At 60.5% G+C, this 20,257-nt stretch carries 18 protein-coding genes; 6 read left to right on the top strand and 12 right to left on the bottom strand.

From position 1 onward, the window contains the following. Positions 1 to 18 precede the first annotated feature (18 nt). The 9 genes from LOY70_RS27325 to LOY70_RS27285 form a co-directional block, all read right to left on the bottom strand. Positions 19 to 1,845: an alpha/beta hydrolase family protein gene (locus LOY70_RS27325; RefSeq protein WP_265031577.1), complete on the bottom strand. Its 1,827-nt coding sequence runs from the start codon at positions 1,843 to 1,845 to the stop codon at positions 19 to 21. After that, positions 1,811 to 2,980: a pyrroloquinoline quinone biosynthesis protein PqqE gene (pqqE, locus tag LOY70_RS27320; protein ID WP_265031575.1), complete on the bottom strand. Its 1,170-nt coding sequence runs from the start codon at positions 2,978 to 2,980 to the stop codon at positions 1,811 to 1,813. The genes LOY70_RS27325 and pqqE overlap by 35 nt, the downstream gene beginning before the upstream one ends. Then, entirely contained in the window at positions 2,952 to 3,227 is a 276-nt protein-coding gene (gene pqqD / locus LOY70_RS27315; RefSeq protein WP_123416066.1) for a pyrroloquinoline quinone biosynthesis peptide chaperone PqqD, read from the bottom strand. Before pqqD ends, pqqE begins: the two co-directional genes overlap by 29 nt. After that, positions 3,224 to 3,976 carry a pyrroloquinoline-quinone synthase PqqC gene (gene pqqC, locus LOY70_RS27310; RefSeq protein ID WP_265031573.1) on the bottom strand — a complete coding sequence of 251 codons (753 nt, stop codon included), beginning with the start codon at positions 3,974 to 3,976 and terminating at the stop codon, positions 3,224 to 3,226. The genes pqqD and pqqC overlap by 4 nt, the downstream gene beginning before the upstream one ends. An 11-nt stretch (positions 3,977 to 3,987) precedes the next feature. After that, a complete protein-coding gene (gene pqqB / locus LOY70_RS27305; protein ID WP_265031571.1) occupies positions 3,988 to 4,899 on the bottom strand; it encodes a pyrroloquinoline quinone biosynthesis protein PqqB in 912 nt (303 codons plus the stop codon). An 81-nt stretch (positions 4,900 to 4,980) separates the two neighbouring features. Further along, on the bottom strand, positions 4,981 to 5,055 hold the full coding sequence (gene pqqA, locus LOY70_RS27300; RefSeq protein WP_003177660.1) for a pyrroloquinoline quinone precursor peptide PqqA: 75 nt from the start codon (positions 5,053 to 5,055) through the stop codon (positions 4,981 to 4,983). A 157-nt stretch (positions 5,056 to 5,212) separates the two neighbouring features. Then, positions 5,213 to 7,642: a pyrroloquinoline quinone biosynthesis protein PqqF gene (gene pqqF / locus LOY70_RS27295; RefSeq protein WP_265031569.1), complete on the bottom strand. Its 2,430-nt coding sequence runs from the start codon at positions 7,640 to 7,642 to the stop codon at positions 5,213 to 5,215. A gap of 87 nt (positions 7,643 to 7,729) precedes the next feature. After that, on the bottom strand, positions 7,730 to 8,524 hold the full coding sequence (locus tag LOY70_RS27290) for a carbon-nitrogen hydrolase family protein (protein ID WP_265031567.1): 795 nt from the start codon (positions 8,522 to 8,524) through the stop codon (positions 7,730 to 7,732). A gap of 12 nt (positions 8,525 to 8,536) precedes the next feature. Next, positions 8,537 to 10,219 (bottom strand): flavin monoamine oxidase family protein, encoded by a 1,683-nt coding sequence (locus tag LOY70_RS27285; protein ID WP_265031566.1) that lies wholly within the window; start codon positions 10,217 to 10,219, stop codon positions 8,537 to 8,539. 363 nt (positions 10,220 to 10,582) lie between these two features. On the opposite strand from LOY70_RS27285, the gene LOY70_RS27280 reads away from it, so the two are divergent. Together LOY70_RS27280 and LOY70_RS27275 are read left to right on the top strand one after the other, a co-directional pair. Further along, positions 10,583 to 10,948: a type II toxin-antitoxin system RelE/ParE family toxin gene (locus LOY70_RS27280; RefSeq protein WP_207284157.1), complete on the top strand. Its 366-nt coding sequence runs from the start codon at positions 10,583 to 10,585 to the stop codon at positions 10,946 to 10,948. Continuing rightward, entirely contained in the window at positions 10,941 to 11,255 is a 315-nt protein-coding gene (locus LOY70_RS27275) for an XRE family transcriptional regulator (protein WP_025215812.1), read from the top strand. Before LOY70_RS27280 ends, LOY70_RS27275 begins: the two co-directional genes overlap by 8 nt. 35 nt (positions 11,256 to 11,290) lie before the next feature. On the opposite strand, the gene LOY70_RS27270 is transcribed toward LOY70_RS27275, so the two are convergent. From LOY70_RS27270 to LOY70_RS27260, 3 genes are all read right to left on the bottom strand, one after another. Then, positions 11,291 to 11,752, bottom strand: coding sequence for an Lrp/AsnC family transcriptional regulator (locus tag LOY70_RS27270; protein ID WP_060743121.1), 462 nt, complete (start codon positions 11,750 to 11,752; stop codon positions 11,291 to 11,293). A 35-nt stretch (positions 11,753 to 11,787) separates the two neighbouring features. Next, positions 11,788 to 14,247, bottom strand: coding sequence for a hypothetical protein (locus LOY70_RS27265; RefSeq protein WP_413776660.1), 2,460 nt, complete (start codon positions 14,245 to 14,247; stop codon positions 11,788 to 11,790). Between the two features lie 113 nt (positions 14,248 to 14,360). Further along, positions 14,361 to 15,041: a GntR family transcriptional regulator gene (locus LOY70_RS27260; RefSeq protein WP_123416060.1), complete on the bottom strand. Its 681-nt coding sequence runs from the start codon at positions 15,039 to 15,041 to the stop codon at positions 14,361 to 14,363. A 284-nt stretch (positions 15,042 to 15,325) separates the two neighbouring features. Between LOY70_RS27260 and LOY70_RS27255 the strand changes: the two genes are divergently transcribed. From LOY70_RS27255 to LOY70_RS27240, 4 genes are all read left to right on the top strand, one after another. Beyond that, complete coding sequence (locus tag LOY70_RS27255) at positions 15,326 to 16,411, top strand: phosphotransferase (protein ID WP_265031559.1); 1,086 nt, start codon at positions 15,326 to 15,328, stop codon at positions 16,409 to 16,411. 25 nt (positions 16,412 to 16,436) lie between these two features. Next, on the top strand, positions 16,437 to 17,792 hold the full coding sequence (locus LOY70_RS27250; protein ID WP_265031557.1) for an aspartate aminotransferase family protein: 1,356 nt from the start codon (positions 16,437 to 16,439) through the stop codon (positions 17,790 to 17,792). A gap of 192 nt (positions 17,793 to 17,984) precedes the next feature. Beyond that, positions 17,985 to 18,653: a haloacid dehalogenase type II gene (locus tag LOY70_RS27245; RefSeq protein WP_265031555.1), complete on the top strand. Its 669-nt coding sequence runs from the start codon at positions 17,985 to 17,987 to the stop codon at positions 18,651 to 18,653. A gap of 110 nt (positions 18,654 to 18,763) precedes the next feature. Beyond that, on the top strand, positions 18,764 to 20,089 hold the full coding sequence (locus LOY70_RS27240) for an NAD(P)/FAD-dependent oxidoreductase (protein WP_265031554.1): 1,326 nt from the start codon (positions 18,764 to 18,766) through the stop codon (positions 20,087 to 20,089). Positions 20,090 to 20,257: the final 168 nt, after the last annotated feature.

Raw genomic sequence — 20,257 nt, 5'->3', positions numbered from 1 at the left:
CCACAGTTTTTCCTCTACCTACAGGCTGTCCTCGATCACCCGGCGATAAAACAACCACTCATGCTCCAGCGCATGAGCCTGGTTCGCCGCCTTGCGAAAGCCATGACGCTCATCCGGATAGTAGTGCGCTTCGACCGTAACGCCGTTCGCCTCTAAAGCCCTGACCATATCCCGCGTCTGCTGTGGCACGACCACGGCGTCCAACTCGCCTTGAAAGAAGATGACCGGTACGCGAATCCCCTCGGCATGCAGCAACGGCGTCCGGGCACGGTAGCGTTCGGCATCCTGTTGCGGGTCGCCGATCAACCAGTCCAGGTAATCCCCTTCGAACTTGTGTGTAGCGCGGCTGAGAGCGACAGGGTCGCTGACGCCATAGAGGCTGGCGCCGGCCCGGAACACCTCATGGAACGCCAGGGCGCACAGGGTCGTATACCCACCGGCACTGCCGCCACGAATGAACGCACAGCGACCATTGATCAGGCCTTGCTCGTCCAGATACGCGACCACCGCGCAAGCGTCCTCGACATCCACAACCCCCCAGTTCAAATGCAGCGTTTGTCGATACGCCCGGCCATAGCCAGTGCTGCCACGGTAGTTGAGGTCGGCGACGGCGAAACCGCGCTGGGTCCAGTACTGGATGCGTGGATCAAAGATGGGGTAGCACGCTGAGGTCGGTCCGCCGTGGATAAACACCACCAGCGGCGGTTTCTCGATAGCATTCATGGCCGGATAAAAGAACCCATGGGCTTCGCTTGAGCCCGAGGGGTATCGCAGGGTGCGGGGCCGACTGATCTGCTCGGTGGCCAGTGGTGCGGCACCACCGGCCAGTATTGTCACTTCATGGCTGTGCCGTTCAATCGCAATGACCGCCGACGGACCGGTCGGCGAAGCCGCGATGGCGTAGACGAACCGCTCATCCAGCGCCAGGCTGCGAAAACGGGTGTAAGGGCCAGTAAAGTCTTCGTTCGCGTCGTCACGGCGAAGGCCCAGACGCCCGAACCCCGCTTCGGTCCAACTCGCCAGGTAAGTGCGCTCATCCAGCGGCAGCCAGGTGCAGCCACCCAGTTGCCACGGCGCGGGTGCGTGATCGGCTGCTGCGGCGGGCAGTGGCTCCAGACCGCGGGCCGATTCAACCCAAGGCTGCCAGTAGCCACCGCGATCAGTCAGGCAATAAAGACGATTGGAGTCATCGAAACGCGGCTGCTGGATGGACTCCTCTGCGGCGTTACCCGCCACACAACGTGGCTCAGCCCAACCCGAAGCATTGCGCTCGGCCAGCATCAACCGGGTGGCCGTCCACGGCTGATGCGGACGGCTCCATTCAATCCACGCGAGCCGCTGCCCATCGGGGCTGATGGTCGGCGAAGCATAGAAGTCCGCGCCTTGAGCCAGCAGATACCGCCGCTGATCTGCCAGCCCGATCGACACCAGGCGATGCTGATTGGCCTGTTCCTCCACCGCCAGCACCTGATCATCGGCGAAGCCAAGATCCCCGTACCGACAGTCTCCCGAGGTCAGCGCTACGGGGCGCTCACCGGTCAGCGACTGTTGGTACACCTGCTGGTCGGCCTCATTGACGAACAGCACGCCGTCATCACTCAGGCAGAATGCTCCGCCGCCGTACTCATAGACCCGACTGCGGGCGCTGAATCCGTCTGGCGTCAGGCAGCGAGCCTTGGCGTCTTGCCAATGCCAGATCCGGCAGGCGCCGTCTTCGGGACGGTATTCATTCCAGAACAGGCCCTGGGCCCCGACCTGCAGTTCGGCGAAGTCGGTACCGGCGGCAACGGCTTGGGCGGCGCTGAAAGGATCAGCCTTTGGCGATGAGGCGCGAGTTTCGTTCATTGCGGAAGGCCAGTTGCTCAATGGTTTGCGTGGCATGCTCGGCGTCTTCGCGAGCCTGCAGGATTATCCCGTGATGTGCGGATTTACTACACACCGGATCAGCATTGCTGGCGTCCCCCGTGAGCATGAACGCCTGGCAGCGACAGCCGCCGAAGTCCTTTTCCTTTTCATCGCAGGAACGGCACGGCTCGGGCATCCAGTCATAACCGCGGAAACGGTTGAAGCCGAACGAGTCGTACCAGATGTGCTGCATGCTGTGGTCGCGCACGTTGGGAAATTGCACCGGCAGTTGGCGGGCGCCGTGACAGGGCAATGCGGTGCCGTCCGGCGTGACGGTGAGGAAAATGCTGCCCCAGCCGTTCATGCAGCCCTTGGGGCGCTCTTCATAGTAGTCCGGCGTGACGAAGATCAGCTTGCACGGATTGCCTTCGGCTTCCAGCTTGGTGCGATATTCGTTGGTGACGCGCTCGGCACGCACCAGTTGCTCCCGGGTGGGCAGCAGGCCGACGCGGTTGAGCTGCGCCCAGCCGTAGAACTGGCACGTGGCAAGCTCGACGAAGTCGGCTTCAAGGGCGATGCACAGCTCGATGATGCGGTCGATCTTGTCGATGTTGTGCCGATGGGTCACGAAGTTCAGCACCATCGGGTAGCCGTGGGCTTTCACCGCCCGGGCCATTTCCAGTTTTTGCGCGAAGGCTTTCTTCGAACCGGCCAGCAGATTGTTGACCTGTTCGTCGCTGGCCTGGAAGCTGATCTGGATATGGTCCAGGCCGGCTTTCTTGAAGTCGCTGATTTTCTGCTCGGTCAAACCAATGCCGGAGGTGATCAGGTTGGTATAGAAACCCAGCCGGCGTGCCTCGCCGATCAGTTCGGCCAAGTCCTGGCGCACCAGCGGCTCGCCGCCGGAAAAGCCCAGTTGCGCGGCGCCCATTTCCCGGGCCTCGCGAAAGACCTTGAACCACTGCTCGGTGCTCAGCTCCTTGCCCTGCTCGGCGAAGTCCAGCGGGTTGGAGCAGTACGGGCATTGCAGCGGGCAACGGTAGGTCAGCTCCGCCAGCAGCCACAGCGGTAGGCCGACTTCAGGCTTGGGCGGCAAGCCGGTGGTCTCAGGCAAGTTCGATCCAGTGCTGTGCACGGGCGACCTCCATGAATTGCTCGATGTCGTCATCGAGTTCCGGTACGTCGGGAAACTGCTTCGCCAACTCGCCGATGATGGCCGCGACATCCCGTTCACCGTCGATCAGGCCGCCGATCAGCGCAGCGCTGTCGTTCAGCTTGATCATGCCTTCAGGATAGAGCAGCACGTGGCCTTTCTGTGCCGGTTCGTACTGGAAGCGATAGCCGGGGCGCCAGTGCGGGGTTTTGCTGCGATCGAAACTCATAAGGTGATCCCTTTGTGCCACACCCGTTGCCCGGTCACGCTGTGGTAGGGCGGGCGGTTCAATTCGTAGGCCATGCTCATGGCGTCGAGCATGCTCCAGAGGATGTCCAGTTTGAACTGGAGAATCTCCAGCATGCGCTCCTGCCCTGCGCGGGTGGTGTAGTGCTGCAAGGTGATCGCCAGGCCATGCTCCACGTCTCGGCGGGCCTGGCCCAGGCGGGTGCGGAAGTATTGATAGCCGGCTGGGTCGATCCACGGGTAATGCTGCGGCCAGCTGTCCAGGCGCGACTGATGGATCTGCGGGGCGAACAGTTCGGTCAGCGAGCTGCTGGCGGCCTCTTGCCAACTGGCCCGGCGGGCGAAGTTGACGTAGGCGTCCACGGCAAAACGCACGCCTGGCAGCACCAGCTCCTGGGAGCGCAGTTGGTCAGGGTCCAGGCCCACCGCCTGGCCCAGCCGCAGCCAGGCTTCGATGCCGCCGTCCTCACCGGGCGCGCCGTCATGGTCGAGCAGGCGCTGGATCCACTCGCGACGGATTTCCCGGTCCGGGCAGTTGGCCAGGATCGCGGCGTCCTTGAGCGGGATATTCACCTGATAGTAGAAACGGTTCGCGACCCAGCCCTGAATCTGCTCGCGAGTGGCGCGGCCTTCATACATCGCCACGTGATACGGGTGATGGATGTGGTAATACGCGCCCTTGGCACGCAGGGCCGCTTCGAACTCGGCGGGGGACAGGGGGGTGTCAGTCATTTCGGTTGCTCCTACAGTTCAATACTCATGCCGTCGTAAGCCACTTCGACATTGCGCCGCACCAGCTCGGCCCGCTCGGCGGAGTCTTCATCGAGGATCGGGTTGGTGTTGTTGATATGGATAAGGACCTTGCGCTGATTGGGCAGTTGCTCCAGCACTTCCAGCATCCCGCCGGGACCATTCTGCGCCAGGTGGCCCATTTCCTGACCGGTGCGGGTGCCAACGCCACGGCGCTGCATTTCATCGTCGTTCCACATCGTGCCGTCCACCAGCAGGCAATCGCTGCCGGCCATGATCTCCAGCAATGGCCCATCGACCTTGCCCAGGCCGGGGGCGTAGAACAGTTTGCCGCCAGTGCGCAGGTCTTCGACGATCAGCCCGATGTTGTCGCCCGGATGCGGGTCGAAGCGGTGCGGTGAATAGGGCGGCGCGGCGCTGCGCAATGGCAACGGGGTGAAGCGCAGGTTCGGGCAGGCCGGGATGGTGAACGACTGGTCGAGCTCGATACGGTTCCAGCTCAGCCCGCCGTTCCAGTGGGTCAGCATGTTGAACAGCGGGAAACCGGTGCTCAGGTCTTCATGGACCATGTCGGTGCACCAGACCTGGTGCGGGCAGCCTTCGCGCAGGCTGAGCAGGCCCGTGGTGTGGTCGATCTGACTGTCCATCAGGATGATCGCGCCAATGCCTGTGTCCCGCAGGGCCCGGCCCGGCTGCATAGGGGCGAAACTCTGAAGCTGGGCGCGAATGTCCGGAGAGGCGTTGCACAGCACCCAACTCACACCGTCATCGGAAATCGCGATGGATGATTGGGTGCGCGCCTGGGCCCGCAGGCTGCCGTCGCGAAAACCTGCGCAATTGGCGCAGTTGCAGTTCCACTGGGGGAAACCGCCACCGGCGGCGGAACCTAGAATCTGGACAAACATGGCCGCTCCATCTGCAAACCAAAATAAAAAACGCCCCGGCTGACCGAGGCGTTGTGCTGCGTGTTTAAGTGCCTGCAGCAATCAACGGCTGGCGAAGTACATGGTGACTTCGAAACCGATACGCAGGTCGATATATGCGGGTTTGGACCAGGACATGGAAATACTCCTTTGGTTGGGGGGAGACGGTTTGGATCTATACATATAGTCCACCTCCGTTCGGAGATGTTCAGATGCTTAGGCGGCTATGTTACTAAATCTGACAAATTCGTTCGCCGCGATTCTCGAAGAAAGCTCATTGCAGCGGCTGTAATGATCAATCCGCCGCTTGCCAGGGCGATCCTGGGCAGGCCCCGGTAGCCAGGCAATACCGGCCACCTGCAGCGTCAATCAACTGCCTGGCGGCATTGAGTAGCTGTTCGCGATCCACAAGCACGATGGCGTCGGCTAACGGTTGGAGATAATCCGACGGGAGGCCGGCCAGTTTGCCCTGCCAGAGCAGCTCGGCCGCCTGGGCACAGGGCAGGGTGTCGATCTGAAGCTGCGCGGCGAGGGCTCGCTGCTGGCGGGCCAGGGTCGAGTCGTCGATCTGCCGGATCAGTTCCGGTAACCCGTTCAGGAAGTGTTCGACGTGGGTGATCAACTGCCCTGCCGAGGCGTTGGGCGATTGCACGCCAAACAACAGGCCGGTTTGCCCATTGATCTGCCTCAGCCCACTGAACACCGCATAACCCAACTGCAACTCAACCCGCAAGCGCTGGTAAAACGGGGTCTGGCACAGCTGTGCCAGTAACCGCCACGCCGCTGCGTCGGGCAAGGCCTGGGTTGGCGCGGGGCAAAACAGCAACACAGCCTGTTCATCGCCGTGGGTCTGGAGGCTGTGCCAGATAGATTGTCTGGAAGGTGTCGTCGGTTCGATTTCCAGGTCGGCCATGCCCGGCACCCGGGCCAGCGCGGGGCCCATGGCGGCCTGGGTGGCTGTCGACAGGCCGATGGCCAGGCCATCCCACCGGGCCGTCGCCCACACGCTGTCGGGCAGCGGCAAGGCCGGAGGTTGCTCGTTTTGCTGGCAATGCTTCGGCAATTCCTTCAGCAGGTGTCGAATCGGCATCAGGGGGGCTTCAGTCCTGGGCTGGACCATCGGCAGCGGTTCGCCCAGCTGGGTCAGGATGTGCTCGAGCACCAGCGGCATGGGCGCCTGCAAGCCCACCAGCTTCAGCAGCCATTGATTGCCAACGGGTTCGAAGGTGACATCCACGCCAGCCTGGCGGGCATCCTCGCGCAGATCCTGCAGATGCCGGTCGAGCCTGGCTTGAAAGTCGAGCGGTGCCTGGGTCGCCAGCCGCCAACGCAGATACACCGCGCCTTCTCGGCTGTCGTTTGGCAGCGCCTGGCTGAACTGCATCGGCGAGCGTTCCCGGCGGCCCCGGGAGCGATCCTGGGCGAAGGTGCGCAAACCGCGATGGGCGCTGGTCTGGCCGCGTATCAGGCCGGCGCGAGGTGGCTCGTTTGCCGATTGCAGGAACGGGTTGGGCGCGGGCAGCTGCCATTGCCCGGTCACGGTATCGGCAGGGTGCAATTGCTTGAGGATTTCCCTGAGCCTTGCGAGGTCGATTTCCGACAGTGGTCCTTCGCGTTGTTCGCTGTCCCAACGCGCCAATTGCAGCGCCGTGCCGGTCTCTTGTCGACGTTGCAGCAGCGCGGTGAATTCCGCGCGCAACGGTGCCCAGTCGTCCTGGGCGGCAAAAAAGCCCAGCCAATCGTGCAGCAACGGCTGGATTTCGTTCGACGCTTGATCGTTGTCGAGCTTGAACTCGATGTGCAGCAGCGCCTGGCCGGCAAACGCATACAGCGGCGTGGCCTTGAGACTGTCAGCCAGGCCGCGCTGACGCAACGTGGCGAGCAGGCCACCCGGTTTGCTGGCGTTCAGCCCGTTACAGAGGAAGTCCATGGCTTGAGGCGAGGCGGCCGGTAAATCTTCGAAGGCGAACAGCAGATCGAGACAGCCTTCGCGCAGCTGTTGATAGCCACCCAACGACGATTCCATCAGCTTCGGGGGCGACGACCTGGCAACCCTTTTGCCCTCCGGCAGGTTTCCGCCGAACTGTTCGGCCAGCGCCTTCAACGCTTCGACGCTCTGCGGGCCGGCCAGGCTCAGGGTCATTTGACCGCGCTGGTAGAACGTTCGATAGAAATCGTGCAGGGCAGCCTGGAATCCGGGCTGTGACACGGCAAGGGTGTCGCGATTGCCCGCGTGGAAGCCGCGCAGCGGATGATCCGCCGACAGTCCGTCATGCAGGGCCAGCTGTTGCTGAGCCGCCGCATCCTGGGACCAGGCAATGAACTCTGCGTGCAGGACTTCCCGTTCCCGCAACTGATCGGCTTCATCCAGGCGCGGATGAGCGAGCATGTCCCCGAGCCGCTCCAGCCCGCCGGCGAAGGCTGCGGGTGGCAATTCGAAGAAGAAATCCGTGGTCCGTTCGCTGGTGCGAGCATTGATCTGGCCACCGTGCCTTTGCACGTAGGCCATCAGATTCTCCCCTGTAGGAAATCGCTCAGTGCCCAGGAAGAAAAGATGCTCGAGGAAGTGCGCCAGGCCCGGCCAGGCCAGGGGTACATCATGGCTGCCCGCCGCCACGCGCAACACCGCGGCGCTGCGCTTGAGGTCGGGCACGTGACGCAATGTCACCTGCAAGCCATTGGCCAGGGTTTCAGTATGAGGGCGAAGAGAATCGGGGACCGGCATGAGCGCTTCCAAAACAGAGATGCGCCCATGCTAGCGGATTGGGGAACGTTCTCAATGAGTTTCCCCTGGCGGTGTGTCCTGACGCGGTCAGTGCTTGGGCAAGTCACCGTAGAGCTCGGGGCGCCGGTCGTGCAGGTAGTTGTAGGCCCCACGGGAATTTTCCATCAACTGGCGATCCAGCTCCCCTACGATCAAGGCCTCGTCCAACCCGGCCAGCGCAGGGCGGCTGCCATCCGGTGCGGCGATGCTGCTTTGGCCGCAATACTGCAATTCACCTTCGTGACCGCAGTAATTGGCGTACGCCACGAAACACTGGTTCTCGATGGCCCGGGCGCGCACGGTGACATCGGCGATGAATTCGTAGGGTTGCATGTTGGCCGTCGGCACCAGGATCAGTTCAGCACCGGCCAGGGCCAGGCGTCGGGCGTTTTCCGGGAACTCCAGGTCGTAGCAGATCAGGAAGCCGAGTTTCCAACCATTGAGTTCCACGATGGGCAGCGCTGAGTCGCCAGCGCTGAACATGGCGTGATCGAGGTCACCGAACAGGTGGCTCTTGCGATAGTTGGCCAGACGCTCGCCCTGGGCGTCGATCAGTTGCACCGCGTTGTAGATCTGCCCGCTTTCGCTGCGCTCAGGGTAGCCATAGACAATCGCCAGGCCAGCTGCCTTGGCGATGCGGCCGATCTGCTGCGCCCATTCGCCGTTGTAGACCTCGGCCAATACATTCACCGCGTCGACGCCGATGTTGTAGCCGGTCATGAACATCTCCGGCAGCACCAACACATCGGCGCCCCTGGCCTCCAGCGCCACTTGATGCAGGCGTTGCAGGTTGCCGGCCGGATCCAGTGGCAGCGGTGGGCATTGATAAAGGGCTACACGCATCTAAAACTCCTTTTATTCGGGCAGGGCGATCGGACCGATCTCGTGGAACACATCTCCTGGACCCGGGTTCTCGGCGTGAGTTTCACCGCCGAAGTGCTTCATGATTCCCCACACGGCATTGAGCGAGGTCTGTACCGCGCCTTCGACCCAGGCCGGTGTCCATGAGACGTCATCGCCGGCGATAAAGATCCCGCGTTGTTCGGCCGGCATGTCGTCCTGCATGAAATGCGCGTACATACGCTGGTTGTAGCGATAGTGGCCGGGCAGGGCGCCCTTGAATGCGCCGAGAAAATGCGGGTCGGCTTCCCAGGACACGGTGATCGGATCGCCGATGATCCGCGCGGCAATGTCCACCTTGGGGTAGATTTTCTTCAGGGCATCGAGAGCCAGCTTCACGCGTTTTTCCACCGGATGCGGCAGCATTTTCAGCGCATCGCTCATCCAGGAATACGACAGGCAGATCACCCCCGGTTTGTCATCGCCGTTGTCGAACAGGTAAGTGCCACGGGTGAGGCGATCAGTGAGGGTCATGCTCATCAGGTCGCGCCCGGTTTCCGGGTCTTTGTCTTTCCAGAACGGGCGGTCGACCATCACGAAGGTCTTCGACGATTGCATGTAACGGGTGCGGTCCAGGGCCATCCACATTTTTTGTGAGAACAGCGCCTCCTCACATTCGATCTGGGTGGTCAGCAGCCAGCTCTGGCAGGTGACCAGCACTGCGGCGTATTCACGGGTGTTGTCCCATACGTCCGTCACGCTGAACCGACCATCAGCCGCGCGAGCGATGCGCTTCACGCCGCTGCGAGGGGCACCCAGGTGCAATGAACTCAGGCTGGTCCCCTCCGGCCAGTGCACGCAGCGTTCCGGCACGTGGCTCCAGATGCCGTGGGGCACCTGCTCGACGCCGCCGACCACCAGGTGCTGATGGTCGTCGCAGTTGGTCATCACGACGCGGAAGATTTCCAGCATCGAATTGGGGAAGTCCGAATCCCAGCCGCCGGTGCCGAAACCGACCTGGCCGAACACTTCGCGGTGCTGGAACGAGAGCTTGGCGAACGCCTTGGAGGTGGCGACAAAGTCGTAGAAGGTGCGGTCGTCCCACAGCGGCACCAAGGTGTTCCACAATTCCTTGAGGCGTGGCACGTCGCGGTCGCGGATCGCCTGCTGGATGTCGCCGAAGCGCGAACCATCCTCCAGCGCATCGGCCCAGGCGTCGGCGACTTCCTGGAACAGTGCGGGCAGGTCCGCCAGTTTCTGTGCGTAATAGGTCTGGCCTTCCAGGTCGATGACTGTGCTGCCGGACGCCGGGGTCAGCGGGTTGGGAAAGGGTTTGGTTTCCAGGCCCAGTTTGTCGACGTAATGGTAGAACGCGGTGGATGATACCGGAAAACGCATGCCGCCCAACTCGGCGATCACGCCTTCGGCGCCGTTGAACGCTTGTGAGCGCAGGCGCCCGCCCATTTTCGATGCTTCGTAGACCACCGGCTTGAGGCCCAGCTTCATCAACTCGTACGCCGCCACCAGCCCAGCGATACCGGCACCGACGATCGCCACTTCCGCGCCGTGGTTGTGCGCCGGAATACTGCCCAGGCCAGCCGGATGTTCAATCCAGTCGTCAAAGGCGAAAGGAAAGTCCGGCCCGAAAATGGTGATGGGCTTCTTACCGTCTGCGGGGTGGCGATTGTGCTTGTTCATGGCTGACCTTGATGGGCGACTCGACGCGGTGTCCGCGTCTGAGTATAGGAAAGATGCCAGCCATTCTAGGGGGGGTGAAACACGTTAATAAGACACAATATGTCGTCGTTTTGAATGTAGTCCAGTCATTTTGATCTGCTCTACAATCATAATGACGAATCCTGTCCCATGTCGGAGCGAGCTTGCTCACGATAGCGCCGGTTCAGTCAGCGCTTTCATAGAGTGACAGACCGCTATCGCGAGCAAGCTCGCTCTCCCGGAAACTCTCCTTAACAATTGCTTGCGCGATCAACAGGAGCAGATACCCGCCCCAACTCCTATGATTATTCCCTTGAGGTTATATGACCTGGGTGGCATATTTGAATGAAATGGGACGTTGAATACACTGACGAATTTGAGATGTGGTGGAACCGTCTCTGTGAATCTGAGCAAGATTCGGTACAGGCCTCGGTAATGCTGCTCGGCGACACCGGGCCGTATCTGGGCTTTCCTCACACCAGTGATATCAAAGGTTCGCGTCACGGCAACCTTCGTGAGTTACGAGTGCAACACGCAGGTAGGCCTTATCGTGTGCTCTATGCGTTTGATCCCCGCCGCTGCGCCATCCTGCTGATCGGGGGAGACAAAACCGGCCAGGGCCGTTGGTACCAGGAATATGTGCCTTTGGCCGAACGCCTCTATGACGAGCATTTGGAAGTATTGAAGAGAGAGGGCTTTGACAATGGCTAAGAAATTTTCCGACTTGATGGCGCGTCGGTCGCCTGACTCCCAGGCTCGTGCACAGGCTCTGTATCAGACGTTGCGTGCAGAAATGCCGTTGCACGAGTTGCGCCAGGCGCAGGAGTTGAGCCAGGAGGCCTTGGCCAAGGCACTACATATCAACCAGGCGGCAGTCTCGAAAATGGAGCGCCGGACGGATATGTACATCAGTACGTTGCGAAATTACATCCGGGCCATGGGAGGGGAATTGGAGATTATCGCGACCTTTCCAGAGGGGCAGGTCAGGATCGAAAATTTCTCCCATCCAACACCGTAACTGGCGATATTCCCACAGGTTAAGTCATGCAGGGGCTAGACCGGCTGACCTCGGTCGATCTTGCTGCTGAGGATGATCGAGGTGGTGGTCTTCTCCACGCCATCCACACTGCCGATCTGGTCCAGCAACTGGTCCAGTTGTTCCGGTGAATCGGTGCGCAGCCAGGCCACATAGTCGAACTCGCCACTTACCGCACACAATTGCTGGACCTGGGCCATGGCGCTCAAGCGTCGCAGCACATCCTTGCCGGAGCGCGGTTGCACCTTGATGCCCACGTAAGCCTGCAAACCACCATCAATCACCCGTTGTCCCAGCCGCACACCGTATCCAGTAATCACCTTGGTCTTTTCCAGGCGCGCCAGGCGCGAGGTTACGGTCGTCCGGGCGATGCCCAACTGCCGGGCCAGCATGGCGACGCTTTCCCGGGCATTGATCTGCAGGGCCGCGATCAGTTGGCGGTCGATTTCATCGAGGACGGGAGGGCGGGTGTCAGGCAAGGTGGGCTCCGGCGTGGGCATCTTTGGCGGGCATGTTACAGGCTCTCGCGTTCAAAATAGCCAATGGCGGGTAACGTCAGTGCTCGCCAGGCGGGGGTTAGGTGTACTTGCGAAGACCTGAGCCAGAAACCGTCCTGGCACACCAGCTGTTCAGCAGGCGCTTGCAGCAAAAGGGTCAGAGGCAATGACTGTACTGAACCTGAGTCGTCATCGTCTTCAGCTTCCCAATCGCGCTCAAAACAGCGCACGCGCACCTGATCGTCGTCGAAAGCTTCAAACAGGGGGCGGTTGCCCAGCCATTGCGGATGCACTCGCAATGTGTGCGCCTGGACATCCAGCAGCAGCAACTGCCAGCCTCGATAGCTGCCACACAGCTCGGTCACGTCGGTAGCCATACAGGTAAGGGCCAGATAGCGACCATCCGCCGACCAGATCATCGAGGGTGCCAGGTCGCTCAACGCGCAGCCTGATGCGGTCAGCAGGTAGCCGCCAAGCCGAGGCGCCTGCGCCCGCACCCAACTGTCGGCATATTCCGTCTCGCTGCCGAACAACCAGGCCGCATCCTGCTGGTTGGGGGCGGGCAGGATGAAGTCTCCTTCGGCATTGGCGACTTGCGGGCGATCCACCAAGCGCCAGGGGGGCATTCTGTGCAGTTGCGAATCCCTCACCTGCAGTTCCACGGTGTCGTAGAACAGCCGGGATTGTTCGTCGGGCTGAAAGAATGAAGGGGCGCTACCGACCTGTGGCGCGGGGATGTTGAAGCGTTGCAGCGCGTTGCTCTCCAGGTCTTGATCGAGACGGCCGGCCACCACCGCCAGGCTCAGCCGGCCCGCGCGGAAGTCGAGCAGGCGAGCGACCCACATCGCGGGCCCCTGCAGCAGCTGTCGCTCCTTCAGATCGGCAACCACCCCGTGGGTCGCGACCGTCGTGGCACCGTCGAAGGGCAGCAGGGCCAGGTAACGCCCGCAATCGGAGACCCGATGATCCAGCAACCAGCGGCCAGGCAACTGCCAGTCGCCGATCTGACAGCGATAACCGCCCAGTCCGTCGGGATTATCGCCAAGCCAGGTCAGCCGTGCGCGCACCCCGTCCTGCATCGGCTGCGTTTCGATGCATGAATCGCCGCGCTGGCCTTGGCTGTCCAGCGGCATCGCGATGGTCATGCGGGTCAGCGCAAATTCGCCCACCTGCACGCGACCTTGGGCATCGTGGCCGACCTGGGTCTCGGTATCGCCGTGGATGCTGTCCAAGCGGTAGCCATAACGCCCGGAGCCCGGTCGCGGATAGTCAAGGTACGAGCCGATCTGCACCTGGCTTGCGTCGAGACCCAGCAACTCGTGCCAATAGAAGGACGGTTCTGCTTCGTTCTTCACCCAAGGCGAGGGCAGGGCGCGCCAGCCCAGGTCGAGCTGCCACAGCCAATACTGGTCGCCGTCTGCATGCGGGGATTGTTCCTGGGCCAGACACACCAGGGCGCGTTGATCGCTGCTCCATGCCAACGGCGCATTGGCCGCCATCAGCAGGCCGGACGGTTGCCCGTCGACGCTGATGGTATAGCGCGGTGAAACCAGCGGTTCCAGCGGCTGGGCCAGGTCGCGAAATGTCGCGGGCAAGGCAATGTCGCCCCGCAGGCAGTGCTGGCCGTCCGCAGAACGCCGCTCGAAGGCTTGCTGAACCTGCTCCGGATGCCAACCGGATTCCAACCACAGGTCGGCGAAGGGGACCAGATGGGTAACGCTGGCCGTCTGGAACAGCTCCTCCAACCGGATTTCGCACCCGCTGTCGTCTACCAGCGGGCTATGGCGCCCACTCAACACGCCGAGGTCAAACCCGTCCAACTCCCAGAGTTCGCTGTCGGCACAGCGGTACACCTGGCGCTGTTGACGGTCGAGCACGACCAGCCCCCAGTTCTGCCGGGACGGCACCGTCGCCGCAAAATAGCGCCCGTCGTGGGAGAACAGTGACGAAGAACCAAGGCCTTGCAGGAGCACACCATCGGGAAACAGGTAGTCGCAATAGGTGGGTCCGCCCATGGCGATTTCACTGTGGTTGAACACCCGGATCGGCTCGCCTTCCGGCGTCAGTTGCGGCTCGCTTCCACCCCAGGCGCTGGCGCCCTTGCCGGAAACGGGCGCCAAGCCTAGACGCCTCTCCCAGGCACTGACACACGCCAGCCCGCCGCCGATGCTGGCAATGGCTGCCAGGATGCCCCACCACTCAGGCAAGGCCCGACCCACACTGAACCCCAGGCCGAACACGGCCCCAACGATCAGCCTGCCACAGACTCGCCCGGCCGACAGAAAGCCGAATCGTGCGGCAACCCCCATTAGCAGGCCGAAAAACAACACCGCCAGCAGCGCCAGCGGCGGAGGCAATATCGTGACGAAAAAAGCCGGCACCAGCAGGATGCCGAGTTGCCAGAACAGTTCAAGAAACAGTCGGGAGAGGCTGGGACTGGCGATGATGGTTATCTCATTGGGGGCTTTAAGGGACAGGCTGGGCTTGGGGAATCAGGTACTGATTCATGGCTGTATCCGCACGCGCCGTTTGTCTGGGGCGCTTATGGACAACTGAATGCTGTACCCCTGTTAGCTCGCTGGTTTCATTTTCAGGATCGCCGGCGTTCGAAATGCGCTCGTAACAGCTTTGAACTCAAGTCTTCCCAATGCTCGACAAACGCTACGCGTGCAGTCTCGAAGTCTCTGCTGCGCAGGCACTCTATCAAGTGTTCGTGATCGGAGACGATCTGCTTGGGATCTTCATAGCAGGGTTGTTGCAGCACCAGCAGCAGCTCGATCTCGCTCTCCAGCATTGCATAACTTCGTTGCAATCGCGGGCTGCCACTGGCGCGGATAATGGCCCGATGAAAGTCACCATCGGCGATGACAATTTCCGAACGTGGTGCATCGGCAGGGGTAGCACGCAGTTTTTCCACGGCGCTCAGTGCGTCAGGTGGAATAACGCCACTCAGAATAATCATGCGTACCGCTTCAGTTTCCAGTACCCCTCGCAACCTGGCGATGTCCACGATTTCGTTCGGTCCGAACTCGGGGATGCAAAAACCGCGATGAGGCACCTTCAGCAGCAAGCCGAATGAAACCAGCAGTTGGGCTGCGCTGCGGAATGTGTTGCGCGCGACGTCGTACTCCTCCGCCATTTTTACGTCCCGCAGAAACTCACCGGGCTCGAAGTCACCGTTCAGGATCCTGGCTTTGAGCTTTGCAGCCAGCACCTCGACCGCCGAGGGCTTGGCTGGCTGCGTTTCAATGTTCGCGCTGGAAATCATCATCTTTATACATGACCAGGGTGGGGGGCTCGGCTGGGGGCGATTCTAATACGTCTGGGCTATATCGCACGAGGCGGGCCTACTGAATCCTTGAATTGTTCAACAATTGTATTTGTCATAAAAAATAATCTAATTATTTTTACCATAAAAAACAATGTATTAACGTGTGATTTAGGCTTCTTCATGAAAAAACCGTGATTAATCTCTTTTAATTTTAAAAATTGTAGCACAATATTCGGGCATCCAAGACGTGCGGTGATGGCTTGTCCAAGGCCCGGAGTTCAACGATGCGAGTGATTCGGAAAGACGGGTTCAGTGAGGGGCTTGCGGCGCTACAGGGAGATCTGGCGGCTCCCTTCTCCCCTGTTTCGGTCGAGGAAGGCGGGCGGATTCTGCGAGACCGCTTTGGGATCGAGGCTGAGCTGACGCGATTCGCGACGGAAAAAGACGATACGTTTCGATGCGACAGTTCGGACGGGCAGTCTTACGTTCTTAAAATTGCCAACCCCCAGGAAGCACCGCTGGAACTCTCGCTGCAAATTGAAGTGATGCGACACATTGAGCGCAAGGCGCCGCAGCTTCCGATTCCCAGGGTTTATCCATCCCAGGACGGGGAGTACCTGGCTCGAATTGAAACGAATCATGGCGAGTCAAGGCAGGTGAGGCTAATGAGCTTCCTGCCCGGCACGCCCCTGGATAAAACCAGCGTGAACTTGCAGGGGCGCGAGCGTATCGGCGAATTGCTTGCCCGCCTCAGGCTTGCCACTGCCGACTTCTCTCACCCGGGAGAGTCTCGGAAGGTGTGCTGGGATGTGCAAAACCTGAGGACGCTAGAGCCTTTGCTGAAGTGTGTGCCTGAGCCGATGCGCCGACAGCAATTGGAAAGGGCCCTCGAACGATTTTCTGATGTTGAAGTCTCGATCGCGGGCTGTCGAAAACAAGTACTGCACAACGACTTCAATACTTCCAACATCGTCGTTGACGAGCACAATCCGCAAGTTGTCAGCGGAGTGATTGATTTCGGCGATGTGGTCAAGACAGCCATTGCCATTGATGTATCCACGGCAATGATGAACCAGTTAGGGGCCGGGGGAGGGGGCAACGAAGTTGATATTTTCGCCCCGGCAAAAGATGTTCTAAGAGGCTATTTGCGTGTTGCCGACCTGACCTCTGAAGAACTGTCCCTTATCCCGCACCTTGCCATGGCGCGCCTGATCACCAGAGCCTTGATAACCACCTGGCGATCGCAGCTGTTCCCGCAAAACAGTACCTACATCTTAAGGAATGCCGCGCCGGGGTGGGGCCAGCTTGGCTGGATGCTTAACCGATCTCCGTCACAAATGTCCGAACTTCTGATGTCCTTCGCTGATTGATTCATCCTTGTTAGAGGGGATTTAAATGAGCCATATAAAAATCGAGGCTGTCCGCGGTGATATGCCTAACGGATTCAACCCGGCCAATACCGATCATCTGGACGCCACGGCGCGCGAGCATATTCAACGCCGAGCCAATCTTTTAGGGCCTGCTTATCGGTTGTTCTATAACGAGCCGGTGGGTGTTGTCCGCGCCAAAGGTGCCTACTTGTACGACAAGGACGGCAATGAGTATCTGGACGCCTACAACAATGTCGTGTCGGTTGGGCACTGCCATCCCCGTGTCGTCGCTGCGATAACTGAGCAGTTGAGTACCCTGTGCAGCCATACAAGGTACATGCAGGATGGGATTCTTGATTATGCGCAGCAGCTGCGTGCCACCGCAGACGGTGAGATGGGGGCTGACGGTCATTTGATGTTCACCTGCAGCGGTTCGGAAGCCAACGACCTGGCCATTCGCATTGCGCGCCACCACACCGGTAATACCGGCGTCATCGTCACGGCCGAGGCGTACCACGGAAACTCTGCAACCGTGGCCGCTTTTTCACCCTCCCTAGGCGCCAATGCCAAGCTTGATCCATTTGTGCGTCGGGTACCCGCGCCGGATTCCTACCGCATTCCCCGTGAAGCACTGGGTCGGTACATGGCGGACCAAGTCTCTGCGCAGATTCAGGATATCCAGCGCCATGGCGGTGGAGTGGCGGCGTTCATTGCTGACTGCCTGTTTTCGTCGGATGGCCTGTTCTGTGATCCGGTGGACGTGTTCGGCCCCATTGCCGAGGTGGTGCGCAAAGCCGGGGGGCTGTTTATTGCCGATGAGGTTCAGTCAGGGTTTGGTCGAAGCGGAACGCATTTCTGGGGGCACCAGCGTCATGGTGTCGTGCCGGACATCATCACAATGGGTAAACCCATGGGTAACGGCTACCCCGTGGCGGGGTTGATGGTGCGCCCGGAAGTGGTCGCAGGTTTTGGGCGTGACATGCGTTATTTCAACACCTTTGGCGGCAATAGCGTCGCGATTGCGGCTGCCCAGGCCACCCTCGACGTTATTCGGGAAGAGCAACTCATGGCCAACGCCAACCGTGTGGGTGGCCTGATCATGGCGGGCCTTAAAGACCTGGCCACGCGGTATGAACAGATTGGTGATGTTCGAGGCACCGGCATGTACTTTGGCGTCGAGTTGGTCACCGACAGGGGCAGCAAAGCACCTGATATGAAAACCGCTCTGCAGCTGGTTAACCACTTGCGTGAAAAGCGGGTGCTTATTTCCGCCACGGGACCTGATGCGAGCATTCTGAAAATTCGCCCGCCATTGATATGGACTGAAAGGGAAGCTGGTCGGCTCCTTGACGTACTGGAAGGCGCTTTTTCCGAGTTGTAAACACCTGCCAGCTTCAACGGCAAAGTCTGCCGAGGCCGGCCTGTTAAACGATCATTTGTGCCAGTTGGCCCGAGTTTTTAACCGTTTATGCATGGCCTCATGGTGTTGTAATAAATCCATGATGCCCCGATGCCTCAGCGCTGAGTAACTGCTTGCCCGTTATGACCTCAACACTCATTCAGGACTGCATTCATGAGCATTCTTCGTCCCAAGTACATTACCTTCGACTGCTATGGCACTTTGACTAATTTCAGAACCGGAGCCCTGACGCGTGAGCTGTTCGCCGACCGCGTTCCCTCCGGGCAGATGGATCAATTCATCAAGGATTTCGCGGCCTATCGTCTTGACCAGGTGATGGGGGATTGGCGCCCTTATGATGAGATTCTCAAGACCGCCCTGACGCGGACATGCAAGCGATGGGGCATTGAGTACCGGGGCGAAGGCCAGCTGTACTACGACGCGGTGCCGAGTTGGGGTCCCCACCCTGATGTGCCGGCTGGCCTGGCAAAAATCGCCGGTAAGATTCCATTGGTGATCTTCTCCAATGCCATGGACGAACAAATCATGTCCAACGTCGACAAGCTCGGCGCACCTTTCCATAAAGTCTTCACCGCCCAGCAGGCCCAAGCCTATAAGCCGCGCCTGGCCGCCTTCGAATTCATGCTCGATAGCCTTGGTTGCGGGCCGGAGGATGTTCTGCACGTGTCCTCGAGTTTCCGTTATGACCTGATGTCGGCCCACGACATGAAGATCAAGCACAAGGCCTTCGTTGCCCGTGGGCATGAGCAGCCGGCGAACGCCGCCTTTGGCTACCACCAAATCCCGGACATCGGTGGGCTGGCGGGGTTGGTCGGGCTTTAGTCCCAGGACATTCTCCAAGGCAAAAGGAACCAGGCCGGATTGAGGCCAATCCGGTGTTGCCCGATGTGGTGCCGCCTACTTCATTATCGACCTCCACGGATACCCAGAACATGCCTGCGCCTTTAACTCCTGTAGAAACCTCCCCCGATCTGCCGACGGACGCTGATGTGGTCGTGATTGGCGGCGGCATCATCGGTGCGTTTACCGCCTACTACCTGGCCAAGCGCGGCATGAAGGTTGCCCTGGTCGAAAAGGGCCGCATAGGCGCTGAGCAATCGAGTCGCAACTGGGGTTGGTGCCGTCAGCAAAATCGCGATGCGCGTGAGCTACCGATGGCCACCAAAAGCCTGGAGTTGTGGGAGCAGTTCGGCGCGCAAACGGGCGAGCAAACAGGGTTTACGCGGTGCGGCTTGCTCTACTTGAGCAACAATGAAAAGGAAATCGCAGGTTGGGCGCGTTGGGGTGAGTTTGCCCGTACCGTCAATGTCGAGACCTACATGCTCACTGCGCAGCAGGCTGCTGAGCGGGGTAGGGCGACCGGCAAACAATGGAAAGGTGGGGTTTTTTCACCCTCCGATGGCATTGCGGACCCGTCCCGCGCAGCCCCGGCGGTCGCTCGCGCCATCATGGCCCTTGGCGGTACCGTGCATCAGGGCTGTGCCGTCCGAGGCATCGAGACCCAAGCCGGTCGACTGTCTGCAGTCGTTACCGAAAAAGGCACCATCTCCACCCGGCTCGCGGTTCTCGCGGCAGGCGCCTGGGCGTCCTCGTTCTGTCGGCAATACGGCATTCGTTTTCCCCAGGCCACCATTCGTCAGACCGTGCTCTCTGTTTCTCCCCCAAGCCATGAGATACCGAGTGCGCTGCACACGCCTGGTGTATCCATGACGCGCCGTGTGGATGGCGGCTACACACTGGCGATCAGCGGCAGAGGGCGTGTTGACCCTACCCCTCAACTGCTCGGTTTCGCCCCGCAATTCCTGCCGATGTTCCAGCGCCGGTGGCGCAATCTGGCACCCGGCGGGCTTGAAGGCCTGCGCTCGGGCCACGAGAGCTGGAAGCGCTGGCGGCTGGACCAGCCGACGCCGATGGAGAAGATGCGAATTCTCGATCCCAGTGTTGATGCCGCGGCCGTTGAACTGACCTACAAACGTGCGGTGGAGCTCATCCCATTGCTGAAAGAGTCTTCGATCACGGCGGCTTGGGCGGGTTATGTGGACAGTACACCTGACGGCGTTCCAGGCATTGGCGAGATGGCCAGCCTCCCTGGGTTGGTATTGGCGGCAGGATTCAGTGGGCATGGCTTCGGTATTGGTCCGGGCGCGGGCCATTTGATTGCCGACATCGTCAGTGGCGTCGCGCCCATCGTCGATCCGCGACCGTATCACCCTGACCGCTTTCAGTCGTCCGCCTGGGGCAAGGTTGCGGACTTCTGAGCGTCCGATGACCCATGGTTTCACCGAAAACACAAAAGCCGCGCAATGCGCGGCTTTGAGTTTGGTGGGCCCACACGGACTCGAACCGTGGACCAAAGGATTATGAGTTGCTGGGCGAGGTGCTATGCCTAGAGAAATCGTTCGAAGGTGAACGTAGGTTGGCATAGC

Source organism: Pseudomonas sp. B21-054 (assembly GCF_026016345.1).
Classification (GTDB): Bacteria; Pseudomonadota; Gammaproteobacteria; order Pseudomonadales; family Pseudomonadaceae; genus Aquipseudomonas.
The sequence above is the reverse complement of the archived record's forward strand: the minus strand, read 5'-3'. Positions and strand labels throughout refer to the sequence as shown.